The 25,049-nt window shown below is 45.1% G+C and carries 26 protein-coding genes and 1 pseudogene; 4 read left to right on the top strand and 23 right to left on the bottom strand.

Translation table 11 applies throughout. The features are described from left to right. Positions 1–241: 241 nt before the first annotated feature. On the top strand, positions 242–688 hold the full coding sequence (locus IEX98_RS13555) for a hypothetical protein (RefSeq protein WP_188889713.1): 447 nt from the start codon (positions 242–244) through the stop codon (positions 686–688). A 265-nt stretch (positions 689–953) separates the two neighbouring features. Here IEX98_RS13555 and IEX98_RS13550 read toward each other — a convergent pair whose 3' ends face one another. Beyond that, positions 954–1,541 carry a histidine phosphatase family protein gene (locus IEX98_RS13550; protein ID WP_188889712.1) on the bottom strand — a complete coding sequence of 196 codons (588 nt, stop codon included), beginning with the start codon at positions 1,539–1,541 and terminating at the stop codon, positions 954–956. Positions 1,542–1,719: 178 nt separating this feature from the next. Here IEX98_RS13550 and IEX98_RS13545 point away from each other — a divergent pair, with 178 nt between their 5' ends. Next, positions 1,720–2,295, top strand: coding sequence for a DUF1572 family protein (locus IEX98_RS13545; RefSeq protein WP_188889711.1), 576 nt, complete (start codon positions 1,720–1,722; stop codon positions 2,293–2,295). Positions 2,296–2,396: 101 nt separating this feature from the next. Here IEX98_RS13545 and IEX98_RS13540 read toward each other — a convergent pair whose 3' ends face one another. From IEX98_RS13540 to IEX98_RS29170, 11 genes and pseudogenes are all read right to left on the bottom strand, one after another. After that, entirely contained in the window at positions 2,397–3,899 is a 1,503-nt protein-coding gene (locus IEX98_RS13540; protein ID WP_188889710.1) for an alpha/beta hydrolase family protein, read from the bottom strand. 227 nt (positions 3,900–4,126) lie between these two features. After that, positions 4,127–4,420, bottom strand: a complete 294-nt coding sequence (locus IEX98_RS13535; protein ID WP_188889709.1) for a hypothetical protein — start codon at positions 4,418–4,420, stop codon at positions 4,127–4,129. A gap of 215 nt (positions 4,421–4,635) precedes the next feature. Then, the gene (locus tag IEX98_RS13530) at positions 4,636–5,151 is read right to left on the bottom strand and encodes an SMI1/KNR4 family protein (RefSeq protein ID WP_188889708.1); all 516 of its coding nucleotides are present in this window, start codon (positions 5,149–5,151) and stop codon (positions 4,636–4,638) included. Between the two features lie 135 nt (positions 5,152–5,286). Then, positions 5,287–5,955: a chloramphenicol phosphotransferase CPT family protein gene (locus IEX98_RS13525; RefSeq protein ID WP_308421785.1), complete on the bottom strand. Its 669-nt coding sequence runs from the start codon at positions 5,953–5,955 to the stop codon at positions 5,287–5,289. 113 nt (positions 5,956–6,068) lie between these two features. After that, complete coding sequence (locus tag IEX98_RS13520) at positions 6,069–6,344, bottom strand: hypothetical protein (protein ID WP_188889707.1); 276 nt, start codon at positions 6,342–6,344, stop codon at positions 6,069–6,071. 18 nt (positions 6,345–6,362) lie between these two features. Continuing rightward, positions 6,363–9,419, bottom strand: coding sequence for a DEAD/DEAH box helicase (locus IEX98_RS13515; RefSeq protein WP_188889706.1), 3,057 nt, complete (start codon positions 9,417–9,419; stop codon positions 6,363–6,365). Next, positions 9,416–11,224: an SWIM zinc finger family protein gene (locus IEX98_RS13510; RefSeq protein WP_188889705.1), complete on the bottom strand. Its 1,809-nt coding sequence runs from the start codon at positions 11,222–11,224 to the stop codon at positions 9,416–9,418. Before IEX98_RS13510 ends, IEX98_RS13515 begins: the two co-directional genes overlap by 4 nt. Before the next feature lie 211 nt (positions 11,225–11,435). Next, positions 11,436–13,031 (bottom strand): xylulokinase, encoded by a 1,596-nt coding sequence (locus IEX98_RS13505; RefSeq protein ID WP_188889704.1) that lies wholly within the window; start codon positions 13,029–13,031, stop codon positions 11,436–11,438. Between the two features lie 186 nt (positions 13,032–13,217). Then, complete coding sequence (locus IEX98_RS13500) at positions 13,218–13,892, bottom strand: SMI1/KNR4 family protein (protein ID WP_188889703.1); 675 nt, start codon at positions 13,890–13,892, stop codon at positions 13,218–13,220. Between the two features lie 295 nt (positions 13,893–14,187). After that, the gene (locus tag IEX98_RS13495) at positions 14,188–15,483 is read right to left on the bottom strand and encodes a pyridoxal phosphate-dependent decarboxylase family protein (protein WP_229692182.1); all 1,296 of its coding nucleotides are present in this window, start codon (positions 15,481–15,483) and stop codon (positions 14,188–14,190) included. A gap of 111 nt (positions 15,484–15,594) precedes the next feature. After that, positions 15,595–15,948, bottom strand: a pseudogene (locus tag IEX98_RS29170) (M24 family metallopeptidase); the annotation flags it as partial. A 207-nt stretch (positions 15,949–16,155) separates the two neighbouring features. On the opposite strand from IEX98_RS29170, the gene IEX98_RS13490 reads away from it, so the two are divergent. Next, complete coding sequence (locus tag IEX98_RS13490) at positions 16,156–16,356, top strand: hypothetical protein (RefSeq protein WP_188889701.1); 201 nt, start codon at positions 16,156–16,158, stop codon at positions 16,354–16,356. 158 nt (positions 16,357–16,514) lie between these two features. On the opposite strand, the gene IEX98_RS13485 is transcribed toward IEX98_RS13490, so the two are convergent. The 7 genes from IEX98_RS13485 to IEX98_RS13455 form a co-directional block, all read right to left on the bottom strand. Next, the gene (locus IEX98_RS13485; protein WP_188889700.1) at positions 16,515–16,862 is read right to left on the bottom strand and encodes an ArsR/SmtB family transcription factor; all 348 of its coding nucleotides are present in this window, start codon (positions 16,860–16,862) and stop codon (positions 16,515–16,517) included. 124 nt (positions 16,863–16,986) lie between these two features. Next, positions 16,987–18,045 (bottom strand): flavin-containing monooxygenase, encoded by a 1,059-nt coding sequence (locus IEX98_RS13480; protein WP_188889699.1) that lies wholly within the window; start codon positions 18,043–18,045, stop codon positions 16,987–16,989. Positions 18,046–18,103: 58 nt separating this feature from the next. Continuing rightward, positions 18,104–18,952 carry a DMT family transporter gene (locus IEX98_RS13475; RefSeq protein ID WP_188889698.1) on the bottom strand — a complete coding sequence of 283 codons (849 nt, stop codon included), beginning with the start codon at positions 18,950–18,952 and terminating at the stop codon, positions 18,104–18,106. Between the two features lie 215 nt (positions 18,953–19,167). Continuing rightward, positions 19,168–19,971 (bottom strand): DUF2262 domain-containing protein, encoded by an 804-nt coding sequence (locus tag IEX98_RS13470; RefSeq protein ID WP_188889697.1) that lies wholly within the window; start codon positions 19,969–19,971, stop codon positions 19,168–19,170. A gap of 77 nt (positions 19,972–20,048) precedes the next feature. Further along, positions 20,049–20,672 (bottom strand): TVP38/TMEM64 family protein, encoded by a 624-nt coding sequence (locus tag IEX98_RS13465; protein ID WP_188889696.1) that lies wholly within the window; start codon positions 20,670–20,672, stop codon positions 20,049–20,051. A 597-nt stretch (positions 20,673–21,269) separates the two neighbouring features. Continuing rightward, a complete protein-coding gene (locus tag IEX98_RS13460; protein WP_188889695.1) occupies positions 21,270–21,776 on the bottom strand; it encodes a hypothetical protein in 507 nt (168 codons plus the stop codon). Between the two features lie 41 nt (positions 21,777–21,817). After that, positions 21,818–22,216, bottom strand: coding sequence for a hypothetical protein (locus IEX98_RS13455; RefSeq protein WP_188889694.1), 399 nt, complete (start codon positions 22,214–22,216; stop codon positions 21,818–21,820). 212 nt (positions 22,217–22,428) lie between these two features. Here IEX98_RS13455 and IEX98_RS13450 point away from each other — a divergent pair, with 212 nt between their 5' ends. Then, positions 22,429–23,139 (top strand): class I SAM-dependent methyltransferase, encoded by a 711-nt coding sequence (locus tag IEX98_RS13450; RefSeq protein ID WP_188889693.1) that lies wholly within the window; start codon positions 22,429–22,431, stop codon positions 23,137–23,139. A gap of 75 nt (positions 23,140–23,214) precedes the next feature. Here IEX98_RS13450 and IEX98_RS29620 read toward each other — a convergent pair whose 3' ends face one another. From IEX98_RS29620 to IEX98_RS13435, 4 genes are all read right to left on the bottom strand, one after another. Then, positions 23,215–23,379: a DUF7336 domain-containing protein gene (locus IEX98_RS29620; RefSeq protein ID WP_445376013.1), complete on the bottom strand. Its 165-nt coding sequence runs from the start codon at positions 23,377–23,379 to the stop codon at positions 23,215–23,217. 40 nt (positions 23,380–23,419) lie between these two features. Continuing rightward, the gene (locus tag IEX98_RS13445) at positions 23,420–23,875 is read right to left on the bottom strand and encodes a DinB family protein (protein ID WP_188889692.1); all 456 of its coding nucleotides are present in this window, start codon (positions 23,873–23,875) and stop codon (positions 23,420–23,422) included. Positions 23,876–24,069: 194 nt separating this feature from the next. Further along, positions 24,070–24,594: a hypothetical protein gene (locus IEX98_RS13440; RefSeq protein WP_188889691.1), complete on the bottom strand. Its 525-nt coding sequence runs from the start codon at positions 24,592–24,594 to the stop codon at positions 24,070–24,072. Positions 24,595–24,627: 33 nt separating this feature from the next. Next, a complete protein-coding gene (locus tag IEX98_RS13435) occupies positions 24,628–25,047 on the bottom strand; it encodes a hypothetical protein (RefSeq protein WP_188889690.1) in 420 nt (139 codons plus the stop codon). Positions 25,048–25,049 lie beyond the last annotated feature (2 nt).

Here is a 25,049-nt window from a genome sequence, read left to right as displayed (position 1 = left end):
TTTCCCCCTCCTGAAAGGTGAAAATAACCCCATGATCCTATTGCATATAAAATATACATAAAATAGAATCTATGTAAGAGTTCCCCTTTCATTCTCCCAGCGTTGATAACACTCCTCTATCTATTGAAGGGCTGAACAATGAACTTATTCGGAAAGGAGATTATGGAACTTATTGAATGAACATGAATTTGCAAGATGACTCAAATTTGAATCGATAGTCAAATCTAAGGAGGAATCGTTAATGATGATGCAACCGCAATTTATTACGGATCGAATGATCAAAGGTACTGTGATGAAAAGAGCTTTTATCTCCGTCCTGCTAGTGGTAGCCCTGTTGGTTTCATTCGCGCCGTCGGTATTCGCTGCTTTTTCTTATACCAGCCCGGTCTACAATCTCAGCGGCGGTACCATCTATTTCGGCAACGGTGTAATCGTCAACACCGGCCAATATCACGACACCCTTACCGTCAATGTGTACAAAAAGGAGTGTACCACATCATCTGCCTCATCCTGCACGAATGTATGGGTCGGTTCAAAAACCATTTCCCTGGCCTCACAGCAATACACCTATCCTGGCGCATCAGGCGCACCTCTTATTCCTATCGTGACAGGAACGACAGCAGGTCAATATTTTTATACATTGTCCGCTTCCGGCAGTTGGCATGTGATGGCAGGCATCTACAATTAAGCGTTTAAAAACATACTAAACTTGTAATATGACTAGTAATAAAAAAACAGTTTTTTCTCCATGGAACCGCTCACTTGATTACCAACAGCAAAAATAAAGGAATGGCGATGCTGAGGGAGCTCATCCTTGTATCGCCATTCCTGTTTTTTTGATCTATAGCTGCCTTCGTGAGAAAATCGTAGGCTAGCGAAAGCCACCCGACCTCAAGATTGACCTTCCTCACTTCTGAGTCTCTTGCGGGCTTTTTGCTTGTACAGCTCGTATGTTAAAGTGAGGGGTTCTTCGAATCCTCATTCCACAGTCTTGTTACTTCTTTTAATTCTAAATTTTCAAAACTTAATTTATATATATCAGGCTTCTTTAATTGATTTAAAAAATTCAAACCATAACTTGAATCAAAATAATTCATCATTAAAGTCATTACAAGTCCATGTGTTCCAATCGCTATTTTTTTCCCAGAGTGTTCCTTTAATATGTTTTTTAGCACGGATATCGATCTATTCTGGCAATCAGAATTAGACTCCCCTCCCGGCAAACAATAATCAAAATCATAAAATTTATCTGTAATAGCTGACATTAGCTCCGCATTTTCAATGATTTCTTCAGCAAAATATCTTTCCCTGAGATCTTCAAATGTTTTGATTTCTACTCCTAAGTTTTGTGCCAATCCCTCAATACTCAGGATTGCTCGGTTATACGGGCTAGATACAACAATATCGATTCCTTCTTCTTTAAGAATTGCTGTAATTTTTTCAACATCGCCTTTGCCCTTAATAGTGAGTCCTCTTGTTCTCTCGGTTCCTTCAGTATATGGTGATTCAGCATGCCTAACCATATAGATGATAGTCTTCATATAATCCTCCTGAATATTCCGTCTCATTAAAGAATTCGCGAAGTCATTCAGCTATCCTGCCCTTTAATAGACAGGCATTGATAGAAGTAACTAAAGAGATTAAGCTAGATCATAAAGATGTAATCGTACATGATAAAAAGCTTAAGTGAATTGTAATTTCAAAATTAGGAGGTTAGACATGAATACGGAGCAAATTTATTTGGAAAGTGCAAAGAAACAATTTCTTTATTACAAAACATTAGGCGAAGCAGCTATTAATCAAGTCGATTCAGAACAACTATTTGAGACTTTTAATGACGATTCTAATAGCATCGCAACTATAGTAAAACACCTATGGGGTAATATGCTTTCAAGATGGACAGAGTTTTTAACCAGCGATGGAGAAAAGTCTTGGAGAGATCGAGATGCGGAATTTGAGAATGATATTGAAACGAAAGACGAGCTTTTAATGAAATGGAACGAAGGCTGGGCATGTCTACTGAATGCAATAGATTCCATTACAACAGATCAATTACTGCAAATTGTATATATTCGCAATGAAGGTCATACAGTTGTTGAGGCCATTAATAGACAATTGGCACATTATCCGTATCACGTCGGACAAATTATTTATGCTGCAAAAATGCTAAAGAAAAGCAGCTGGAATAGCTTATCTGTTCCAAAGAACGGCTCTAAACAATATAATAACGATAAGTTTTCTAAGGAAAAAGCTATAAAAAATTTTATAGATGAAGAACTGAACAAGTCTAATTAAATTATTATAAATAAAAGGAAAACTCCCCTTCACGCAGCGGTTTATTTATAAACCTGTCTGCTTGACGGGGAGTTATTATTATCGGAAGGCTGTTCCGTATTTTATAATAGCGAGGTTGCGAACTTAACCTCCGGAAAGTGACTATCCGGTCCTTTCATTAAGATTCCGCCTTGATTTTTCAGATACATATCGAAGAAATCCAGCATATAGGCATTGATAATGGAGTTCGTTCTTTCGGGCGCAATCTTACCTGTAATGCCCAACATCTTGAACATCGGGGAAATGAATTGCACGTCGGTGAAATTCAAATGCTCCGAATTTTCGATATAGATGATTTGTCCCCCTGAGCCGACTGATTCGCGCATCCGTTCAAGCTCCAGCTTTTTGTCTTTCGTTACTTGATCCATCCATTCTCTTGTGTTGCCCATACGTTTAAGCTCTTGATCTGTATAATCCCGGTTATCCCTGACCCTTTTCAATCTTTCGAATTCGCTTTCCGAGTTCATGAACAAAAACGGCTTTCGCAGCCCCTCTCTGTCACGCAGTCGATAAAGCGCTCCATCCAAGTCTATGCCAACCGTGATTCGAGGATCGTAAGAAGCGTCATAGGCTGTCGCTCCGCCGATAGAATGACCGAACACCCCGACATGACTGAGATCAATCCTTCCTTTTAGATGACTTGAAATCTTTCCCGATTGGATGAGCTCGAATTGGTCCAGCGCTAGCGCCACATCGTCGGTTAAAACTCTTCCCAACTTGTCGCGATTACCGCTTTCCGTCTTGTAATCATGGTCGGGCGAGAATAAGTCGTTGGTTGTGCTGGTCGTAATTCGACCATCCGGAAGCACGGTTGCAAATGTATTGTAGGTATGGTCGATTACTGCCACGATATATCCGTGACTGGCGAGATTTTCAGCTTGCGACGTGTGGAGGAACCTGGAAGAGCCGAAGCCGGGATTCGCTAGGATCAACGGGTATGAAGTCTGTGCCGAAGAGACTTCGGCCCCCGAATAAGCATGACTGGATACGTACTTCAGGTGTTGTAAAGTAAACCCGGGAAGGCCATAGTTCTCGGCCATGTAACTTAAAATCTGGGTATCGGGAATAAAGGGAGCGTACTTGCCGGTGCCAGCGTGAGCCGGATACCATACTTGCACCATCAATTCTCTCTTACCCTCTCTGGATTGGTCGAAATTCTCTTCCCGATTTGGATCCACAAAATGAAAAGTTTGTGTTCCTACTTTAAATTCGCCTGTCGGCTCTGGCAGTTTAAAAACTGGAAATGTATACATAAGACCCGCTGTTGCGATCAGCATAAGCGCTATAGCTGTATAAGTTGCCCCCAACATGAATCGCGGGACTTTCTTTGGGCTGGTTTTTCTAAAATAGCTATAACTTGAAATGGCTAAAAAAAGGATCGTTATGCAATATGGGAACAATAACTGAATTCTGTATCTTTCCACTGTCCAATGAATCACCAGTAAAACTGTGGAAATTCCGCTTGCAATGAATACTGGAATTGTACGACGTCCTCTTTTTAATAGGACTGTTAATGCAAACAACCCGATGTTCGACAAAAAAAGCAACAGTTCAAACAGCCTCATCTCGATTCTCCTTTTTAAAAAACTTCTGTATTCTTTTGTTCCAATCTTATCCTGCCAGGCTTGCCTAAGCCATCGATTTGCCTTACATCGTCTTACATTTACCTTACAATTTTTATTATTCGATCTTGCGGTACTGGATCTCTTGAACAGCTTTCATCATAAACAAATACGACCAAGCTCAACCCGCCGCTGGGGCGAGTTGCTCTTGGTCGTTTAGGTTATGCCTGTTATTTTTTCAATCGGCTAATGTCTACAGATTGCTCCCGAATCAAGGAGGTCACGATCTCATCCATCTCGCGCCCCTCCCCACTGTTAAACTGCACGAGGTAGCAAACGTCATTTTCCTTCCAAAAATAGCTGAAAACATCGGGTTCACTAGAGCTGCTCAGTGCCTCGTCAATCTTGTACGGCTCAGTCTTGTATACCTCCTGCCCGGCTAATTCGACGGCGTTCACCTTCACTTGGAACGCTTGTCCATCGATACGCTGGAAAGATTCGAATTTCGTGCCAACGATCCTCATCCGGCGAGCTCTGCATCAACCAGACCTGTTGCAGCTTATATCGCTCCGGGAGTGTCAACCTTTCCCTATTAAGGAGCGCTACTATGAATTTGAATATAAAATAAAAAAAGCCGCAATTTATGCGACTTTGGTTGAATGGAAACTCGTAAAACGGTTTTTGGCTTGAATGAGTGTCGCTTAAAGTTAAAATAGCTTACAACGGAACTTAATCAAGCCTATTCAATCAGGATGAACAATTCATCATCAATAATATCGTAAGCATCTCCTAATGATTCAAAATCTTCTTTAAGCCAATACCATCGTTCCCCGTTATTTTGAACCAGATCATTCAACAATTCGTTAAATGACCTTGCCACTACAGGGCAATCCCCCACTACACCATGTCGATCCCAAAAACTGTCGTAACATTTACCCACTCGTTTTGGATGCAGATCAATAGAAAGGTAGTCACCATTACCATCATGGGCGATAATAAACCAATGAGAAGATATGTCCTCCTCAACCTGTTCTCCAACAATTACTGGATTAGAAGAGATGAATTCCTCAGGAGAGACGATATGAATAGAATAATCTTTGTTATCAAATAAAATCATTCCACCGCAAAGCTCATAAAATCGTTTAAGATCAGCAGGGAGGTTGTAGCTTTCTGTTACCGGAATACCATTCGGTCGATTAATTCTGCAGTTTGACAAGCTCGATATCTGTTGTATTAAAGCCTCTATATTCTTCAAGCTTCTTCGTTCCCCTCTTACACTTACACTCTTTTTTTAACCCACTTTTCGGTGGATTTTCAGGAAAAACGGATATATCAAAACTATCGGTAATTACCGAAGCGTGAACTTGGTATTTTCTGAAGGAATCGGCTTCTATGAAACACCAACACTTTTTTTGTTTATCTTTTTAAAAGCAGAGTATTCTCGATTTGATCTAATAAAATCTAATATCAAATTGGCGCATTCATCTGGTCTCAAGGCTTCAGTATTTAGTTCAATGTCATACTCATCAAAGCAATAAACTTGATCATACTGTGAGATTGCTAATCCACTCTGTCTATCTCCCCGTAAATCTTCTCTCCTGGTAAGTTCCTCTTTCGAGCAAGTTACTCCTACAAATAGTACGGGATGATCGATTAATAATTCTAGACATGCATTAAGCCGCTCGTCATTATCATTTACGGTATCTACAACTATGTTTATCCCCTTTGCCGACATAAATTTAATGGTTGAAAAAAATAATGAAACCAATGGATTAATAATGATATCGTTGGAAACTTGTACTTCTTCTCTATCGGCTGATTCAGTACTTGAACATTCCGTGTTAATAAAATCAAAGTAGTCGCGTAACAATCTTAATAAAAAATCATCAATGGATAAATGCTTAAATGAGATTTTATTCTGTTTTAATAGTTCAGTCGATATGGAAGTCTTGCCGGAACTTGAAGTTCCATTTAGAAAAACGACTATCCCTTGCTTCAATTTAATCATCCCTTCAAAAATAATCATTGCGTGTCTTTCAGATAACATCTTTTTTTCCAAAATAGTGAAATCCGCGATATTGAGGTATTCGTGTTGTGATTAAGATATCCTGCCCCATACTCGAGAAAAAGGCCGCCGATCATAGTTACCGGCGGCCTTACGAAGTTGCTTTTTCATTTAAATCTAAGCCACAAAAACTTAGCAACTCCTACGATAGTAATGGAGACAATTGCAACTATTAGTATCCAAAATATAATAGCAAGTATAGGTGAATCCTGAAAAACACCATGATAAACGATAGAATAGCTATCTTGATATGAAAAATCCTCTTGCTTGTTTGCAGTAAGCATTCCCAACACTGCACGATAATTCAATGTGAAAAGTACGATTAACACTACAACCCCAAGAAAACTGCCTTGCAGTATTGTAGACTTAATAAATGCCCTCATTTCAATGACTCCCTCTGCTTATTCCGACCAGTCGCGCCGCAGCGTAAACAGATCTAGCAGCGCGTCCGTCGATAGCTCCGTGATCCAGTCTTCCGAGCTTGTGATAACGTCATTACTCAGTTGTTGTTTGCTCTCAAGCATCTCGTCGATCCGCTCTTCCAACGTGCCCAGCGAGATGAACTTGTGCACCTGCACGTCGCGCGTCTGGCCCATCCGGTAGGCGCGGTCCGTCGCCTGGTTCTCCACGGCGGGGTTCCACCAACGGTCGAAATGGAAAACGTGGTTCGCCGCCGTTAAGTTGAGCCCGACACCACCGGCCTTGATAGACAGGATGAATACGTTCGGCTGCTCAGCGGCTGGCAGCTCCCGGGACTGGAACTGCTCGATCATCCGGTCGCGCGCTGTCTTAGACGAGCCGCCGTGCAAGTATAGGACTGGCTCGCCAAGCTCCCGGCCGATCACTCGCTGCAGCATTTCTCCCATGCCGATGTACTGCGTGAAGATTAGACACCGCTCGCCCTCATCGCGCAGCTCCCTCACGAGTTCGAGCAGCCGTTCGAGCTTGGCTGAGCGGCTAATGAGCATAGCCGATTCGGCGGCTTCTTCGCGTTCGTCTTCCGGTACTGGTACGGCCTCTTTCGTCAGCAGTACGGGGTGGTCGCACAGCTGCTTCAGCCGCGTCAGCGCGGAGAGGATCGCTCCTTTTCGCTGAATGCCCTTCACCTTCTTGACCTCGTCCATCAGTTCCTTCACGGTCTGCTCATAAAGCGCGCTCTGTTCACCGGTGAGATGAATGTAGGTTTTCATCTCGTTCTTCTCCGGCAGGTCCAGCATAATGTTCGGATCTTTCTTCTTGCGCCGGAGCATGAACGGCTTCACGAGGCGTTGCAGCTCCTGCGTCCGCTTCTCATCGCGTTCGCGTTCGATCGCCTGGCCGAATCGCTCGGCGAAGGCGCGGGCGGTGCCGAGATAGCCCGGATTGGTAAAATCGTAGATCGACCACAGCTCCGAGAGCCGGTTCTCGATCGGCGTGCCCGTCAGCGCGATACGGTGCCGCGCAGGCAAGCTCTTGACCGCCTTGGCCTGTTTCGTGCCGGCATTCTTGATGTTCTGCGCCTCATCAAGGCAAATCGCCGACCATGTATAACCGCCGAGCAGCTCCTGATCCAGCGTCGATGTTGCGTACGAGGTCAACACGAGGTCGACCTCTGCCGCTTCCGTATAGAACGCGTCGCCGCTCAGCCGCTTGCTGCCGTAATGGAGCAGGATTCGCAGCGACGGCGCGAAGCGGTGCACCTCTTTCTGCCAGTTGCCGAGCACTGAGGTCGGGCAAATCAGCAGGGCGGGACGCCGTCCTCCGCTTGCGGACGCTTCCTCCGCGACATGCAGCAGGTACGTGATGAACTGAATCGTCTTGCCGAGACCCATGTCATCTGCCAATACGGCGCCGATCCCCAGTCTTCGCAGAAACGCAAGCCAGGAAAAGCCTCCCTGCTGATAGCTGCGAAGCTCTGCGTGCAGCGTCTGCGGTACGGGGATTGACGGCCATTCCGTCTGCTGCGTCAACTGCGCCATAACGGTCTTCAGGTGATCATTCAGCTCGACGTCCATCTCCAGTTCGCCTTTGCTCTCGCTCCCCTCCCCACGGCCGCCTTCGTCGGCCTTCTCCGCAACCGCCGGCGTGAAAGAGCTGTTATTACGTCGCAGATGCAGCTGCAGCACGTCTTGGAAGGACAAACCCCTCCGCGGATCGACGCCTGCCATCGCTTTGCGGATCTGCGAGAGCAGGGCGGGATCAAGCGGCACCCATTGGCCGCGAAACTGTGCGAGCCGCTCGCCGCGGGCGACCAGCTCCCGAAACTCCGCCTCGCTGAGGTCGGTGTCGCCGATGGACACGCGCCAGTCGAATTCGATCAAAGCGTCAAGGCCGAAGAAGGATCGGCTGCCGCCCGCTCGCTCCCCTTCGCCTTCGCCGGGACGCACCTTTGCGCGCAGGCGCGGCTTCTTGCGGCTCGCCTCCTCCCACCAGGCGGGCAGCAGCACTTGCCAGCCTGCGGTCAGGAGGGACTGGCTGTCTATGGTCAGGAAGCGCCACGCGTCTTCGTCCGACAGAGGGGCGTTCAGCACGTCGACGGGACTGCCGGCCAGCCGGTCCGCCGGCAGGCTTGCGCGTAGATGCGCGAGCCAAGCCGCAGAGCGCTCATGCACATGTGGCTTCCAGTTGGACGGCCAAGTGCCGGAGGCCTCCCCGTCCGCGGCCAGCCGAACCGGCACGAGCTTCGCCGGTTCGAGCTTGTCCTGCAGCAGGAGCGCGAGATGCCATCCGCCTGCTTCGGCGTCCACGGGCTCCAAGAGCTGCAGGAGCGGCCGGAACGGCAGCGTGTCGGCTTTCCAGCCGGTGGCGACGAGCCAGCCTCGCTCGTCTAGGCCAGCGGCCGCCGCAGCGCGATCGTGAACGAATAACAGCGGGAAGTCACGGCGCAGATCGCCGGCAGCTTCCTCTGTGCTGTAATAGCGCTGGAACACCGCCGCGGAGAAGGCGGCGACGAGGCCGGTCAGGCCCGAAGTTTCTTCGTCCCAATCGCTATCCGCTTCTTGCTCGTCGTGCAAGCCGATAAACTCACGGTTTTCGCCGCCCGCAAGTGCGCGCAGCGCCCGGCGCGATTTTGCGTCGAACGCCGCCGTGTCCCACGTCCAACGCAGCTTGCCGGCCTTGTAGTCCTGGAAGCTCGGGATGAATTTCTGCTCTGCGATACCGCGCTCAAGTGACGGCGCAATCGCGGCGAGCCGTGCAGCGTCCCCTTCGAACCGCCAGCTCACGTGCATCGGCAGCAGCCCGGGGTCGGCAAAGAACGGCAAGACCATCTCGGCTGGCAGGACAACCAGCTCCAACTCGTCCTGCAGCTTCTCGATTTCAAGCTCCGTGCCGTAGAAAGACGGCTCATGCCATGCGAACAGCCGCTGCTTGACGAGCAGCCCCGGTGCGTAGCCAGACGCGTCCGCGCCGAAGATCAGCGCATCGCCTTGTTCGGTCAGGCTCACTTGAATCGTAAGTGTATCCGCGTACGCATTCATGACAGCAGTCCTCCTTTGCGAAGTTCTTCCTGCAGCGCTCTTTGCCGGCTGTTCCGGCTCACGAACGCGCTGATGAACTGCTCCCACCGTTCGTCCTTTTTAAGCTGCGCATACAGCTTGGCGAGCCGATTCAGCAGATTGATCGCTGCCTTGTATCCTTCGCGGTTCTTCTGAAGCAGGTACCTCTCCACCGCTTGATGGTAGAAGGGCAGCAGCAGCTCCGGCGCTTCCTTTTCGATTGGCTTCAGTGCGGTCACGCGTATCGACAGCGGGTCCTGGCCCATGCACATTTGCAGGTCGATCCACCGGTTCCACCGGCCGTGCGCCGCTAGCGCGTCCTCGTAGACGGTTCGCGATAATGGCAGCATCTCCTGGAGCGTACGCCACATGACAGGCTCCGCCTCAGGCATCTGTGTCACGACCACGGCCCAAAAGTCGCCATAGGGAGCCAGTTCCTCGCCGCTGAACCCTACGAGCAGCGGTCCGGTTTCTGCGAGCCAGCCGCATAGCCGCACCCATTGCTCCGTGCGCTCAAGGACGCCGAGCAGCGGCGTGAGATGCTCCGGCTTCAGCATTAGCTTGCTACCGTCCCGTGCGAGCATCGCCCGCGCTTCCTCGTCGCGATCCAGATAGAGCAGAAGCATACATTGCGCGAGTGTCCACGGAAGCCGCGACAAGGACGGGCCAAGCTCCGATTCCGCCGCCTGCAACTGGCGCAGCTCCTTCTTGTAAAGCACGGCACTTCCGGAAGAGCCTGGACTGAGCCATCGCAGCCATAGCGTAGCATAGAGCGCTGAGAAGCAGCCGAGCGTCTTATCCTCAATTAACATGCGTTCCCGGAGAAAATCCGCCGTCTCCATCAGATGGCCCCAGTATGCGGAACTGTCGTCCGCCAGCGCTAGCTTGTCCTCAAGCAGGCTCCGCGCCTGGCCAATCAGACCTTCCAGCGCGAGCTGCGTATGGTAGCCCTTGAATAAGCCCGATTGGTGCCTGTCCGGCTGGGCCGGCTTGACCATCTTTTCCAGCACGAACAGCAGAGCATGAAGCGTGAACAACTGCTCCAGCGCCCAGGGCAGCACGGGCCGCATTGCCTGCAGGTCGGCAAGCAACTCACTGGCCTCCTGTTTTGTACGGATATGCAGGTGCACCATTCCGCGGCGTTCCTGAAACCGCTCGTGCCACTTGGCCACAGGGAGCTCGGTCAGTTCTGCCTCCGTCAAGGTCGGCAAGATGGAGCGAGGGGCCGACGACAGGGCGCTGCGGTTCTCATCTTCGCCGGTGTTGCCAGCACTGGATGGTACTTCCGTGGCTGCTACTTCACTCCCCGCTCGTACCCCGCCGCGCTTGCCGTCTAGCGCAGCAGCGCTAGGCTTTCCGGCGGCGGCCGCTCTCTTCAAGGCACTGCGCGCGTTGGCGAGCGCCTGTATCGGCCGGCCGCATAGCTCCGCGTAGCGCATTAGCGTTGCGGCCATATGCGTACAGGCTCGATTCGCGGAGCAGGCGCATTCGCTCGCTGCGAGATCGTCCAAATCAACAATGACGTCGTACATCCGGTTATCTTTAACGCGCGCGTCCACATGTAGGCCGTCGTCACGCAGCGCCAGTTCCTCAACCCGGCCCTGTTTATAAAGTTGAAAACCTCGTATAATCGTCAGTTCGTCAAAGCGTGCGGCGACGCCCTCGAGCAGCTGCCTCCACGCGCTGTCATCCAGCATGTAGTCCATTTCCATAATCCGTTGACTCCCGGTTACATCATTATGTAATATTAAAACTTCACTCTCTATTATATCAGCTATTCCGCCCATAGGGCCCGTTTCAGCATCGTTAATCGTGCTTTTTCAGGTTAAGGACCATCTAGACTTGCGATAAGAACTTCTATTATAAAGCAAAAGAAGCCGCAAATTTATGCGGCTTCCATTGTTTTTAACTAAATTTATTGGTGCTTACACCATCGTCTTCACTTTATACGCGCTGATTGATTCTACTATCTTTTACCCGAAGTAATTACTTCCAATTTTACACAAAATAATCTGCCGCTGCTTGTTCAATTGCCAGCCCTGAAGTGTAACGCTCCATAAACAAGGCAAAGCCATCCACATCTGTGCTGTCAGGATAAACCTCTTGTCCTTCTACATCCTTGAACACTTTGATCGTAAGGTAATCAGCCAAGCACTCGTCCTGTTCCTTGTTAACCATATAGGATGCCAAAATTGCCATCCCCCAGGCGCCACCCTCACCTGCCGTAGACATGACCGAAACAGGAACATTCAGTGCTGCAGCACACATTTTTTGTGCGACCAGCGGCGTTTTGAACAAACCGCCATGCGCCAAAATATGGTCAATCTTCACCTGCTCCTTCTGTGTCAAAATATCCATTCCGAGCCTTAGTGCAGCAAACGCGGTAAACAGATGTACTCGCATAAAGTTCGCCAGATTGAAGCGGCTTTCTGGAGAACGTACGAACAGTGGACGGCCTTTTGAAATCCCGGTAATGTTCTCACCTGAATAGTAGCCGTAACATAGCAAGCCGCCGCCATCAGCGTCTGCTTCCAGCGCTTTGTTGAACAGGACGCTGAATAACTGATTCATGTCGGATTTCAATCCCATTGCTTCATAAAATTCACGGAACAAGCCGAGCCATGCATTAATATCGCTGGAGCAGTTATTAGCAAGTACCATGCCAACAGGGCTGCCGTCCGGTGTAGTCACAATATCGATCTCCGGGTATACGGATATCCCTTTATCCAATACAATCATGGCAAAAACAGACGTACCTACGGAAATGTTGCCGGTACGCTTTTTCACACTATTCGTAGCGACCATGCCTGTTCCGGCATCGCCTTCTGGAGGACATAGCGGAATACCTGATTGAAGGCAGCCAGATGGATCTAATAGCCGTGCACCCGTTTCATGGAGATATCCAGCATGTTCACCCGCACTATAAACTTTAGGTAAAATACTTTTAAGATTCCACGGGTAGTCTTTATCGGCAATTAATTCCGCAAACTGCTCCATCATCTCTTCATTGTATTGCAGTATAGATTCATCAATTGGGAACATACCAGAGGCATCCCCCAAACCAAGAGCCTTATTGCCAGTCAACAGCCAATGAACGTAACCCGACAACGTTGTAATATAATCGATGTTAGCGACATGCTCTTCTTCATTTAAAATCGCTTGATACAAATGTGCAATGCTCCAGCGTTGAGGAATTTTAAATTCGAATTTCCCGGTTAACTCCGTTGCAGCTGCACCCGTTGTTGCATTGCGCCATGTACGGAATGGAACCAATAGAGCCCCTGCTTGATCTAGCGCAATATAGCCCTGCATCATGGCAGAACATCCAATTGAACCGATTTTTTGCAGTGTTACGCCATATTTATGTTCAACCTGTTGTTTTAATTGGCCATAGCATTCTTGCAGTCCTCTGATCATTTCATTAAGATCGTAGGTCCAATAACCATCCATCAATTGATTTTCCCACTCATAACTGCTGGAAGCGATTGTTTCATAGTTGTAATGAATCAATGCAGCCTTGATTCGTGTGGATCCAAATTCAATGCCAAGTGAGGTTTCTCCATTGACGATCACTTGTTTAATATTTTGATCCATGCTGGCTTGCTCCTCCTTTAAAAGGTTTGAGTATAAGTTTTAGTTATCATGATGTGATGATAACACTTATAACTTAGTTTGTATATTAAACAAACTAAGTTTATATGTATGTCGCTGAGGGATAACTTAACACTTAATAAACCCGGCAACGGATCTCTGATCTGCTGCCGGGTTTATGTGAATTACTTACACAATGCTATTAGTTTTGCTTAACCAAGAACGCCAGAGCACGGCATTCTCTGATAACGGATCTATTCCTGATTTACTATCTTTAATAAAGGGAAGCAGCTGCCAATCTTCACATCCGACACAACCAATTTGAGTCCATTTATTGAAAAAATCAAGAAAATTGCTGCCTAAAAGAAATCCATGCCCTTCACCATCGTCATGAGATAAATATACGATTGGAGGGTCTTCAGCAATTGCTAAATCGAATGCTATATAATCACCATTCCCTACTTCCATGAAAGCTAATTTATTGTGCCAGACAGCGTCATATAGATCATTAGGGTCCGGGAACACTTCTCTCACCCAGCCTTTCCTAGCTTCTTCTATTGAAAGAATCTCATCAATGTCCCAAGAAAAATTGCATGCAAATAATCCCTGTAATTGTTCTGGTAATGGGGTTGAGAGTGAGTCTTCATCCGGTAATGACCAAGATACTTCCATCCCACCAGAGAACTCAGTAATAACTTGTACAAATGATTGCGGAAGACTGTGTCCAAGCTGCTCTTCAATTTTCTTGATTTCCAGAAGATCAACGGGGGGGTTGATTGTATATCCGCCAGCTTCTCCCCCTATTCCTTCTATTGCATCATTAAACGAAATTAGCCGTTGTTCCCAGAGATTCCAGTCATTCATAATAACCTTCCTTTCTATTTCGTAAATTTCATAAATTTGCTGTGCCCAATGTATTCGGCGGGATGATTGAACTAACCTGCTTCTTTTAGAATCACTTCTTCCTTATACGCTCATATTTCCATTTTTCAAACTCATTTTTCAGCCATTTTTTATTAGCTTTGGTTAAGCACGTTCTTCGTTTTAAACAAAAACAAATTAGCGTTACCAATTTTAATGGAAACGCTGATTTGTTTTATAATCTTAATTGAGCTATATATTGTTCTACGTCTTTTAATATTGTTTGTTGGCAAGGCTACTAATTAAGATCCATACTGGTGAGCACACGAGCGACTGCGGCTATTGTCGCATGCACATCGGCGTCTGACGTACGCCAGTTGACAACGCTGATTCGCATTGCACGCCGTCCTCTCCAAACTGTGCCGCTGAAAAATGCCGTTCCCTCCGCGTTAATAGCGGCAATCACAGAGGCGGTGCGAGCATCATGATCTACTGCTAACGCATTTGGCTCTGGCGAGAGGAACCTGACCAGTGCTTGGTTCAGCGTGGGAGCGAAAACCAGCTCAGCGCCATGCAACGCTGCGATACCGTTTGCAAGCGCTGCGGCATGGACGCAACTTCGGTCAATAAGATCCGCCACGCCAGCTCTGCCTAGCTCACGCAACGCTGCATAAACCGCAAAGCCTCGTGCGCGCCGAGTCCAATCAGGCGTCCAGTTGATTTGGTCGCGTGTTTCCGCATCATGGGTCAGATAGTCTGCGCTAATCTCCATTGCCGCTCGATGTGCATCAGAGTCTGTAATTAGGGCTATGCCTATGTCCTTCGGTGTATTGAGCCACTTATGCGCATCCGTCGCCCAAGAGTGCGCCAATTCGACTCCTGCCAGTTTGCTTTGATGATGTTCACTTGCTCGCGCCCAAAGGCCAAAAGCACCATCGATATGCACCCATGCCCCCGCAGCTCGCGCGATGGGGATGAGTTCGCTGAACGGATCAATTGCGGCTACGTTAAGATCCGCTGCGTCAAGAATAACAATCGTTGGGCTGTCAGAAGCTTTAAGTGCTATGGACAGCACATCTGCTGTGACACGCGCGTCTGCGTCGGTTGTGAGAGGGACCAAGGCAGCTGTTCCTATGCCGAGGAAGCGCAGTGCTCGTTCGATACTTCCATGGCGCTGTTCCGATGCCAAAATACGTATTGCGGGTGCGCCGGTCAACCCGTCTCTCTCCACATTCCAACCCCTATCTCGAAGGAGCGCGTGACGTGCTGCGGCGAGGCAGGTGAAGTGCGCCATCTGGCAGCCAGTCGTAAATGCGAACGAAGCTGATCTTGGCAGATCCAACACCTCCTTAACCCATGCTCCGGCAACCTCTTCCACTACAGAAGCGGCCGGACCGCAAGCATACAGAGCGGCGTTATTGTCCCAAGTGGATGTAAGCCAATCTGCTGCAAGTGCTGAAGGCAGTGCGCCGCCAATCACCCAGGCAAAAAAACGTCCCCCCGCTGATCCTAAATGGCCTCCTTCGGTGGCTGCTACCAACTCGTCTATTACGCGTTCGGCTGGAATACCATCATTGCCAAGGGGCAGATCCAATCGACGCCGTAATGTAACTGTGTCTGTAGTTGCGCTGACAGATTGCCTGTCCAGTCTGCTGAGAAAATCAACAGCGTGGACCTGGGTACGCTCAAGCAGAGAGCGGAACTCCGACATTGCAGTTTCATTTTGAACACGAAAAGAATGTCCTGCAGCCGCATGATAGCCTCCCAATTCTGCAGAAACATCGATATTTATTATATCGCCCGCTTGAATAATTCGATCTTCCGAAATTCCGAGAGCAATTTCGTCGTTGATACTAATAGATGTGTTGCTATAGAAATTATTAGTTGTCTTAAGTGAGGGCACAGCCCCATGACTTTTCAAATACTGTCCTCCAATATCATCTAACTCCGTTGTCGTCATTCCTGGACGTGTGTGACGATTCATTTCACTAATTGTCAAGGCAACGACTCTGCCAATTTCCTTCAGGCCCTCAAGATCGTTTTGTGTTTTTTCTATCAAAAAAAAGCCCTCATTTCCCTTATGAGTTTGAGACAAAATAATTTTAACACTACGACCGTTTTAATATCTTGCTCATCAATTCGTACTATGCACACCTTGCTCGTATTTCTGCATCCACATTATCTGAATTGTTGAGGTTCGCTTTATATTGACCTTTCGCGAATCGTGAGGTACATTGGTTTTATTGTCAAAACCTACGGAGGATTTATGGCTAAAATCAGACAGCTTATTACAAATGCTGACTTTGAAAGAATGCGTGTCTTTACTCGACCCATTGTTATTTTCCAACAAGGCGAGTTAGTCGATTCAGGGATCATTATTCAATCACATGATGAGAATACCGTTATATCAACAAAGAATGAGCATTATGAAAAATCTGCTTATCAGTTTTATTACGGCTCCAAATAACAATACTACTTCAATGGCCACAACTCAGTTTTTCAAGGTTATTGAACAAATAAAAACGGTTGCTAATGCAACCGTTTTTTTCGTATTCGTTCTCCTTTTTTAACTTCCTATTTCCTTAAATCAATTTATTCTGATTAATTGCTTAAAAATAAAAGCGATTAAGTGCAATCGCTCGATTCGGTTTCAACCGTTCGGAAAATGCAGCAAAGCTCAGGAGAAAGAAGATTATTTACTTCCGCCGAATTCAATTCGTAGTAGCTCCAAGTGCCTCTCGTCTCTCGCTTGATCAACCCGGCGTCCAACAGTATCTTTAAATGATAGGACAGCTTAGACTGCTGCATGTCAACAACATCCGCAAGATCACATACACAGGTATTTCCACGTTGCGTAAGCTCATACATGATATGCAGCCTTTTTTGATCCGCTAATGCTTTGAACTTTGCTTCATATTTTGAAAAATCAACAGCTGGCGCGATATGATCAACTACCGGAAGCTCCTTAGTCATTTTCTTCCCTCCTGTGATACTCTTTTTGCTTTTTCGACTCATGATTTTATACAGAATCATATCATACAACGAGAACAGTGATTAATCAAGAAATATTGATATAAAAAACATAATCTATTTCAATTTACAGATTTTTCACAAGGTCTTGCACAACGATTTCAGCATCAACACCTGATCCCCGAATGGTTGCTGACGAGAAGGAAGTTTGCCAAGGCAACCCGACGAAATAGATCTTTTCAGACGATTGGTTGATCCCATTTTCTTGCATCGGGTTCCCTGATTCATCCAGCACACTAAGATGATTTAGATAGGTAAAGTTAGGTTTATAGCCAGTTGCGAGAATAACTGCATCCACTTCTTCTTGGCTGTCATCATCCCAAATTACTCCGGATTGTGTGAACGTTTTAAACATTTTTTTATGATCGGGTTTATTTTGAGAGATAGCGTTTTGATAAATGCCATTATCTATGACGCCATCGATACTTTTCATCAATGAGCGTTTTTCCTCCAATGACTGGTTATGATCCAATCCTGTCCGCGTGAGCCAATAGTGAAGATCTTTGCCGAGATATAGCTGCGGCACAAATTTAAGAGGCCTTATTGTCGCTATCGTAACATCGGCAGTATTAGCAAGCTCTACTGCAATTTGAACCGCCGAATTCCCTCCGCCAACAACAATCACTCTTTTATTTCTAAATGGCACATCATTTTTATAATCCTTTGAGTACATGATCAATCCATTATAATCATTCAAACCTGATAAATTCGGTATGTTCGGATTCGTAAAGGAACCGCTTGCGCATATGATTGACCGTGTGCGGTAACTCTCATTCTTGGCGGTTTGAATGGAGTAAATCTCTTCATAGTTCTCTACGTTCAAAACTTCAACATTATAGTTGATAGGGAAATTAAAATAAGCAGCATACGATTTCAAGTAAGCAACCACTTCGTCTCTATGCGGATATCGATCGGCTTCCCCCGGAAAACCGAGTCCTGGCAATGTCGAATATTCTGCTGGAGAAAATAACGTGAGGCTATCATAATAATGTGCCCAGGAGCCCAAATTCAATGAATTTTTCTCCAAAATAACAAAATTGAGTTTTGCTTGCTGCAGATAGTAGGCGGCCGCAAGACCAGATTGCCCTCCGCCAATAATGACTGCATCATACACTGTTGAATTCATCCCTGAATCCTCCCTATTATATTTTTTATTAATAATTTGTTGTAGCGTATTGATTTGATTAGAAAAATCCGATCAGAATTATTCCTAATAGAATAATGGCTGAATACCCGATTCTTCCTGCTCCTTGTTTTTCTTTCAATACAATCGATGCCAGTATCGTGCCGAATACAATACTGATCTCGCGGATAGGAGAAATATGGCTAATCGGCGCAAATTGCATGGCCAACAAGAATAACAAGTAAGAGCTTGGAGCGATAATCGAGCCGATAAGGATCAATCGCCGATTCAGCAGCCATTCTTGTTTTATCTTTTTACTATGGAGTGCTGGCGCACCCAAGGCGATAAAACCAGCCAAATTGTAAATCTGTAATAATCCTGCTGGACTCATAAACAACAAAATAGATTTATCTGTCAGAGTATATCCCGTAATTGAAATTCCTATAGTCCCCGTAAGCAGTGTAGTGATGACACTTTGTTTAGTTATACGGTTGCTGAAAATGCCGCTAAGTGCAAACAAGCCAACGACAATAAGTCCTAGTCCTATCCAATTAAATCGTGTAAATTCTTCCCCATAGATCACCAAACAAAGCAGCGGAATCAATAGAGCAGCTGATCCCCTCATCATCGGGTACACCTGCGACATATCCCCTGCTTTGTACGCCTTGGCCAAAAGAAGTAAATATAAACTTTGAAAAACGAATGATGTCAGAACTAAACCGGTCCTTTGGAACGTCCAATCGATTGTAAATAAATCGTGTAAAAATGCCGGCATAAAAAGAACTGAAGCAATCGTCTGGATCAGCCATAAGAAGCTTTCTTTGTGCACACTCTTTTTCATAAATAAATTCCAAACGGAATGTGCAAGTGCAGACGAAAGAACAAGAAGCATGGCATATGTGATGTTCATCGGCTAGTTAATTCTTTTCTCCTCCCCTCAAAGTAATAAGGCATGTGTTGATCTTGTTAAATCAAATATATTTGATTAATTGATCGTAGCACGCCACAAGAACGAGGTCAATGTTAAATCAAATTATTTTGATTAATTTTAAAGTCCCGCTTCGCATTAGGAGGTCAACCATTTGTGAGGGGTTGACCTGCCCCTTATTCGTTCAATTCCACTCCTTAAATATGTGCCGATTCCATTTCTCCATTTATATTTCCAGCAACGATAATGGAATGACCCCAGAACATATCTCCATCATCAAAAAACATTTCAAAACTGCCGTCTGGATAAACACTGATAGAACTGAGTTCCATCCGTTTCACAAACATTTCTTTTGTAATTATATCTATTTCAGCCTCGTCATCATCTGCAAGCCACTCGTTCGCTAAGTCGAGCATTTCATCTGCCGCATATTCTTTTACCTTTTTACTCCATGTCTCCTCATCTTTTATGAGTACACGTGCTGTTTTTAGAGCAGAACTCATATTTTCATCTATATCTTTATGAATATATAAACTCCCATTCTGCCCACCCCAAAAAACATCCTTTTTAAACCAATCTAATTCTCTTTCATAAGAAAACTCCCCCAATGTTTCATCGTGATAAAACACAGGTTTGAGAGATTCCTCTAATAATTCTTGTAACTCCTGATCTTCATAATAGATTTCCAGAACCTTAATCAGCATCATGGAGTCTTTGCCTTTCCGAACTTTTAGTTTGGTAATTCTATTTCGATCAAGAATCTCTCTCGATTGTTTCAAACCTTCATCATCCACTAACCAACTCAATCGAAGTTTCTCTTGAATCACGGACTCGTTTCTCGATAAGTTTTTCCAGCCAATCAGATCGATCGAAGCATGCCACATCACATTTCCTCCACCCTTGCCAGCTCCAACCCCAACTGCCCCTGTAACTACTGCAACCTCAAAGATTTCATCGCTGAAACGTGTTTCGAATTCTTTAATTTCTCTTTCTCTACTCATGTTTTACCTCCCGCGATATTTCAGTTCTGCACTTATACACTTTAGAACGTTAAGCACCCGCTGCTGCTTTGTTCGTTCTAGGCTATTTTTTTAATATACTTTTTATAAATACTAAAAATAATGAGAACAAACAAACCATAAATCGAAAGAACCAATAACCATTGTTTAGCACCTGTTATAGCATTATCTCCGACGTAAGCAAATACTAGCATTGCCGGTATCTTTCCTAGAACAGTCGCAGTCAGGAACGGTTTAAACGCTAGCTTAAAGGTCCCCGCGTAACAGTTGATCAAAAAGGCTGGCATGACGGGTATCAACCTTCCAATAAAAACAGACCAAAACGTGTTATTCCGTATCGATTTTTCAATCAACTGTAACCTTCCAGACTTTAAGGTATAGGTCAGCCCCTGTTTTCTAAAAAGAGAATGAAATAGGAGATAAGTAAGTACAGCTGCAATTGAAGATACCGCTAAATTTACCGTTCCACCAAGAAAAAAACCGTATTTTGCACCTATTATCGCCCCAACAATCCCGAATGGAATGAATGGTATTATGGCAAGTACGATAGCGCATATAAATATGAGAAAAAATTCCCCGCTGTCGTCAGCCCGTATCCAGTTTAAAATTGCTTCTTGATAATTAAGTATGAAAAAGATCAATATCAGATAAATAAAAAAAATATACCACTTAACGTGCTTCATTTTTAGATTCCTTAATGGCTAAGTGCCGATTTTCGTTTGTGCTATGTAAAATCCAATATAACTTAAACATGAATACGTTGTAAAATTACATAATGAATTGCATTATAATAAGTCTGAACTGCTGAGATCCTTTAGGAAGAAATTGATTATAGAGGTCCTGACGGGGAATATAACAGCATCGCCCAGATGATTAAACATCTTACTGTAGTTGACCTCAATTGGATTTATCGAATTCAGTCAAGTCCTGTTCCACCCGATTTGAACGAAAAACACGGTCCAATGTACGATGAAAATGGTAAATTACCATATGTTGAATGTATTTCATTAGAGGATGATTACGACCAAATACAAAACTTTCGAGAATGGGAATAGTGCAACAATTCGTTGGGGGATATGGCATGTAGCAGACCACAGCAGACATCATCAAGCAAATATCGTTTTGCTTAAGAAACTATTTTAAAAATATCACCCATAGATGTGTTTATATACATACAGTGTTGTTTCATTAATTTTAAGGAAAATGAGATAGCCTGGCTGTATTTCATAAAAACAGCCCACCGGGGAATCCCGGCAGGCTGAGTAAAACAGAATCAAGCATTAGATTTTGAACATGCCCATTAAAGGCATAATCGTCTTGATCACTTTAAGGCCGACTTGGAAATGCGGCAGCATTTGTTTAAAAGAGCCGAAAACCCCGTTCTGCTGTTTTCCGCCTGCCGCTCCTGACTGACCATCCGAATCCTTTTGAGTTGTTGAATTTTCCGCTCCAGAAAAGACTGTCGGGCCTGGTGACATTGGCTTGAATAAGCCTGATGCCATTGAACCAAAAGAATTAAGCGCACCGATTCCCCCTATCAAGGTATCCAGCAGGCCCGATACTTGGACTTCCGGTGTCTTGGAACGATCAGAAAGATTCACTCTCCCACAGCTTCTGGTTTGGGCAAGAATTAGCTTATGACCATTAACGTCTTGCACCGTTCCGACATAACAGTGTCCATCATTTAATAACACACAAACTGGCTGCCCTACCCAGTGTTTAGCTTTTTTGACTGCATGAACTCTCCCCTCAGGCTCTCTTTTTCTAGGAGATTTCCTGGATGCCATCGCGATTCCTCTTTTCACAGTTTTTAATCGTGTCAACACAATCAAATACAGAAGAAAGGCAAAATGAATAGTGAAGCAATGATTGCAAGTGGGAAAAAGAAGCCGCCGCCACCGAACCCGCCGCCATAACCTCCACCATAACCTCCACCGCAACCGTTATATCCCCCGCCATAGCCGTCATAACCTCCACCATAACTGTCATAACCGGACAGTCTGGCTTTATGCTGGGAGCGAGTTTGTTTTGCTGAGTGCTTTCCGTTCCGAACGGACGACAGCGTTAAAGGCTTCTTGTCAAACGTACAGTTCTCCACCATTAACTTACCGTCTTTTATTCCCGTTATGGTTCCTATAAAATGCCTTCCGTCATGCGTAACCGCACTAACTCTCCTTCCGATATACGGATAGATCGTCTTGTGGCTAACCGGATAAACTTCCTGCATTATCTCATTCCTCCTAACCTGATGCTGGTATATCTTATACTATGAAAAAATCTGCTATAAGGTCTGTACGATTGTCTTCTATTTTTAAATAAAGATCTGCTCCATTCTCTCAAGCTATGACAGGAGGTTGAAAGATGACAGAGCATGCAGCGAAGAATGGGTGCAGTCATGGCGGAGGTTATGCATAGAATATCGGAAGAGGTGAGAAGGCGATGGATTACCCTACATTATTAGCCCGGCTAGGCGAAGGAAGTGCGCATCCGGGCGGTTTCCAAGCGACCAAAGAATTAATCGGTCAGATCAGCTTTCCACGCGGTACAAAAGTGCTGGAGGCAGGATGCGGAACTGGCCGGACAGCGTGTTATTTAGCCAGCTTAGGCTGCAACGTGACAGCAATAGATCGGAACAAAGATATGATTCAAAAAGCGATTAATCGTGCGAGGATAAGCAATTTGCCCGTCCGCATCGTACAGGCGGATGCCGCTTCCATCCCCTTCCCGGATGAAACGTTCGATGCTGTGTTTACGGAGTCGGTTACAGCGTTTACCCAAGGAAGTTCCGCTATACGTGAATACTGGCGAGTGCTGAAGCCGAAAGGAGTTCTATACGATCGCGAGCTGGCATTTGCCAGAAAATTAACTACCGTCCAAAAGAAAAAACTCCAGTCGTTTTACGGACTTCATCATATGCGAACCGTTCCGGAATGGCTGAAGCTGATGAGCAAATCAGGGTTTCATAAGTACTCCGCGTCTCATTTTACACAAATGAAACAACTGGCCAACGATAACGACCCATTTCAGGTAATCGATCACGAGCTATTCACGAAACCAGATATCGTTGCCATGATGATGAAAAATGAACGTCTGATGAGCAAATTCGCCAATGTGATGGGCAGTATTGTAATTACGGCTTGGAAAGCCTGAATGAAGATGAAAAGCTGCAGTAGATCCTTCGATCTGCTGCAGCTTTTTTGATTGATTATATTTGCTACTGACCATTTAAATAAACCCTTCTGTCCAATGATCTTTATCGATTTCATATTCACTAATATAAAAGGAATCTAAATAATCTTTAAAACCTGGAAGTCTTTTGTATCGTTCTACTACTGATTCTGCTATTTCTTTAGAGGAATAAACTCCTATTAGTTTTGTCTCATTATACAATCCGTCTTCCCCGACCTCATATTAAAAATAAAGAAAACGGTTAGAGCCTCGCGAACGTGATGTAATCGACTTGAACAGGATCTGCAGATTCGATTCGAAGTGCCCGGTTAATCTGTCCCCGGTGGTATTGCCCATGTAAGAGGACCTGCAACAGGATGTCACGAACAGATGTTCGATATGAAACCCCGCTTTGGTTCGCATAGTCGATCATCACCTCTAACGCGGATTCCTCGAGACCTTCGATATAGACGCGATATTGCTCGATATTTTCTTTAAACATCGTCCGGATCACAGTCAGGTCTTCCGCATCTTCCCACAACGAATATTGCGCGCTTCCCTTTCCCTGTAATCTGGACAACCAGACTCGTTCCGCGACTGCGACGTGCCGAACCAGCTTCAGAAGGTCATTGTTCTTCGTATTACTCCCCTCGAGTGCGTCTATGATACGTTCATCCGCCCAGTACAGGTGGTCCATCATGCATTTGATCGTCTTCATTATGGTTCCCCCTCTTCGTTCTTCAAAGCTTAATGAACAAAATCGCTATTACCGGTATTTAGTAAAACTATAGTCGACAACTAAAGTTCCTTTTCTTCAGAATAACACGGTCAGCTTCATGGTCAAGAAAATAATGGCTTTTTTGTTATGCTTAAATCCAAAAAAGCCGCAGTTTATGCGACTTCCGTTGGACATTAGTACATTTCAAAATACGTGCCCCATCCTTTATACTCATGCAATAGCTTTAATGCTTCTCTATAATTTTTTGAAGTCACTTCCCATGTTTTATTATATTGCCCAATGATCAACTGGTTATCTATCAGTTCATTAATTTCACTGTTATCAACAAATACATAATCGTCAACATAATCGCTTTCATTTAAATGGTTATTAAGCGGCTCCCATAGCTCATACTTTGTTTCATTATCCGGTCGATATGGCTTTAATTCAGGCAGATTATAAATATTTCTTTCATTTCCTTTCTTCCACCAAAGTGAATCGCTTTCCCAATACATATCTGACGACCAATACTTAGGTAATTCATGGTATGTAATGTCACCTTCAATAATTTCTTCTATACGTGCCCACCTTGTATTTATTAACTTTATTGCTTCTTGCTGAGTTAAAGGGAATCGACTTATCAAATCAATTAATATGTCTCGGCAATATAAAAATGAAGGATAATCTGTTTTAAAAGACCATACATTATTTTCAAACATCTTCGTAGTTACCACCTGCCTCACCTATCCCTTCTAACCTTGATTAGTGTCAATCATTCCAGGATGATGATTCTTAGCCGGAGCTGAAGAAATACTTCGCATAATATCTTCCCTAGCCATCTCCAAAGCAACTGCTAATTTAATACGTTTAATTTTACTCAACCCCATCAAATAATCTGATACTGCAATAGTTTCTATAATAGGCTCTATACTTGAATCGTTACGGTTAGTTTCGATTAGTGCAATGATATCGGTATTAATAAGATAGGTTACAATGTCTTCTCCCTGCTCTGGGATTCGGTGAAGACTATATGCCGTCACTAAATCAGAAAAATGTTCCTGTAATAAACTAAGATTTGACCTACCTTCTGCAACATCATTAAAAAGCTGCTCATGCGATTTCATAAGCTCGTGTCTAAAGTCTTGTTCTGTTATGCTACCGTTTAACTTCATTT

This window comes from Paenibacillus radicis (ex Gao et al. 2016) (genome assembly GCF_014641555.1).
GTDB lineage: Bacteria > Bacillota > Bacilli > Paenibacillales > Paenibacillaceae > Pristimantibacillus > Pristimantibacillus radicis.
Note: the sequence above shows the minus strand (reverse complement) of the source record. Positions and strands in the feature narration are given on the sequence as shown.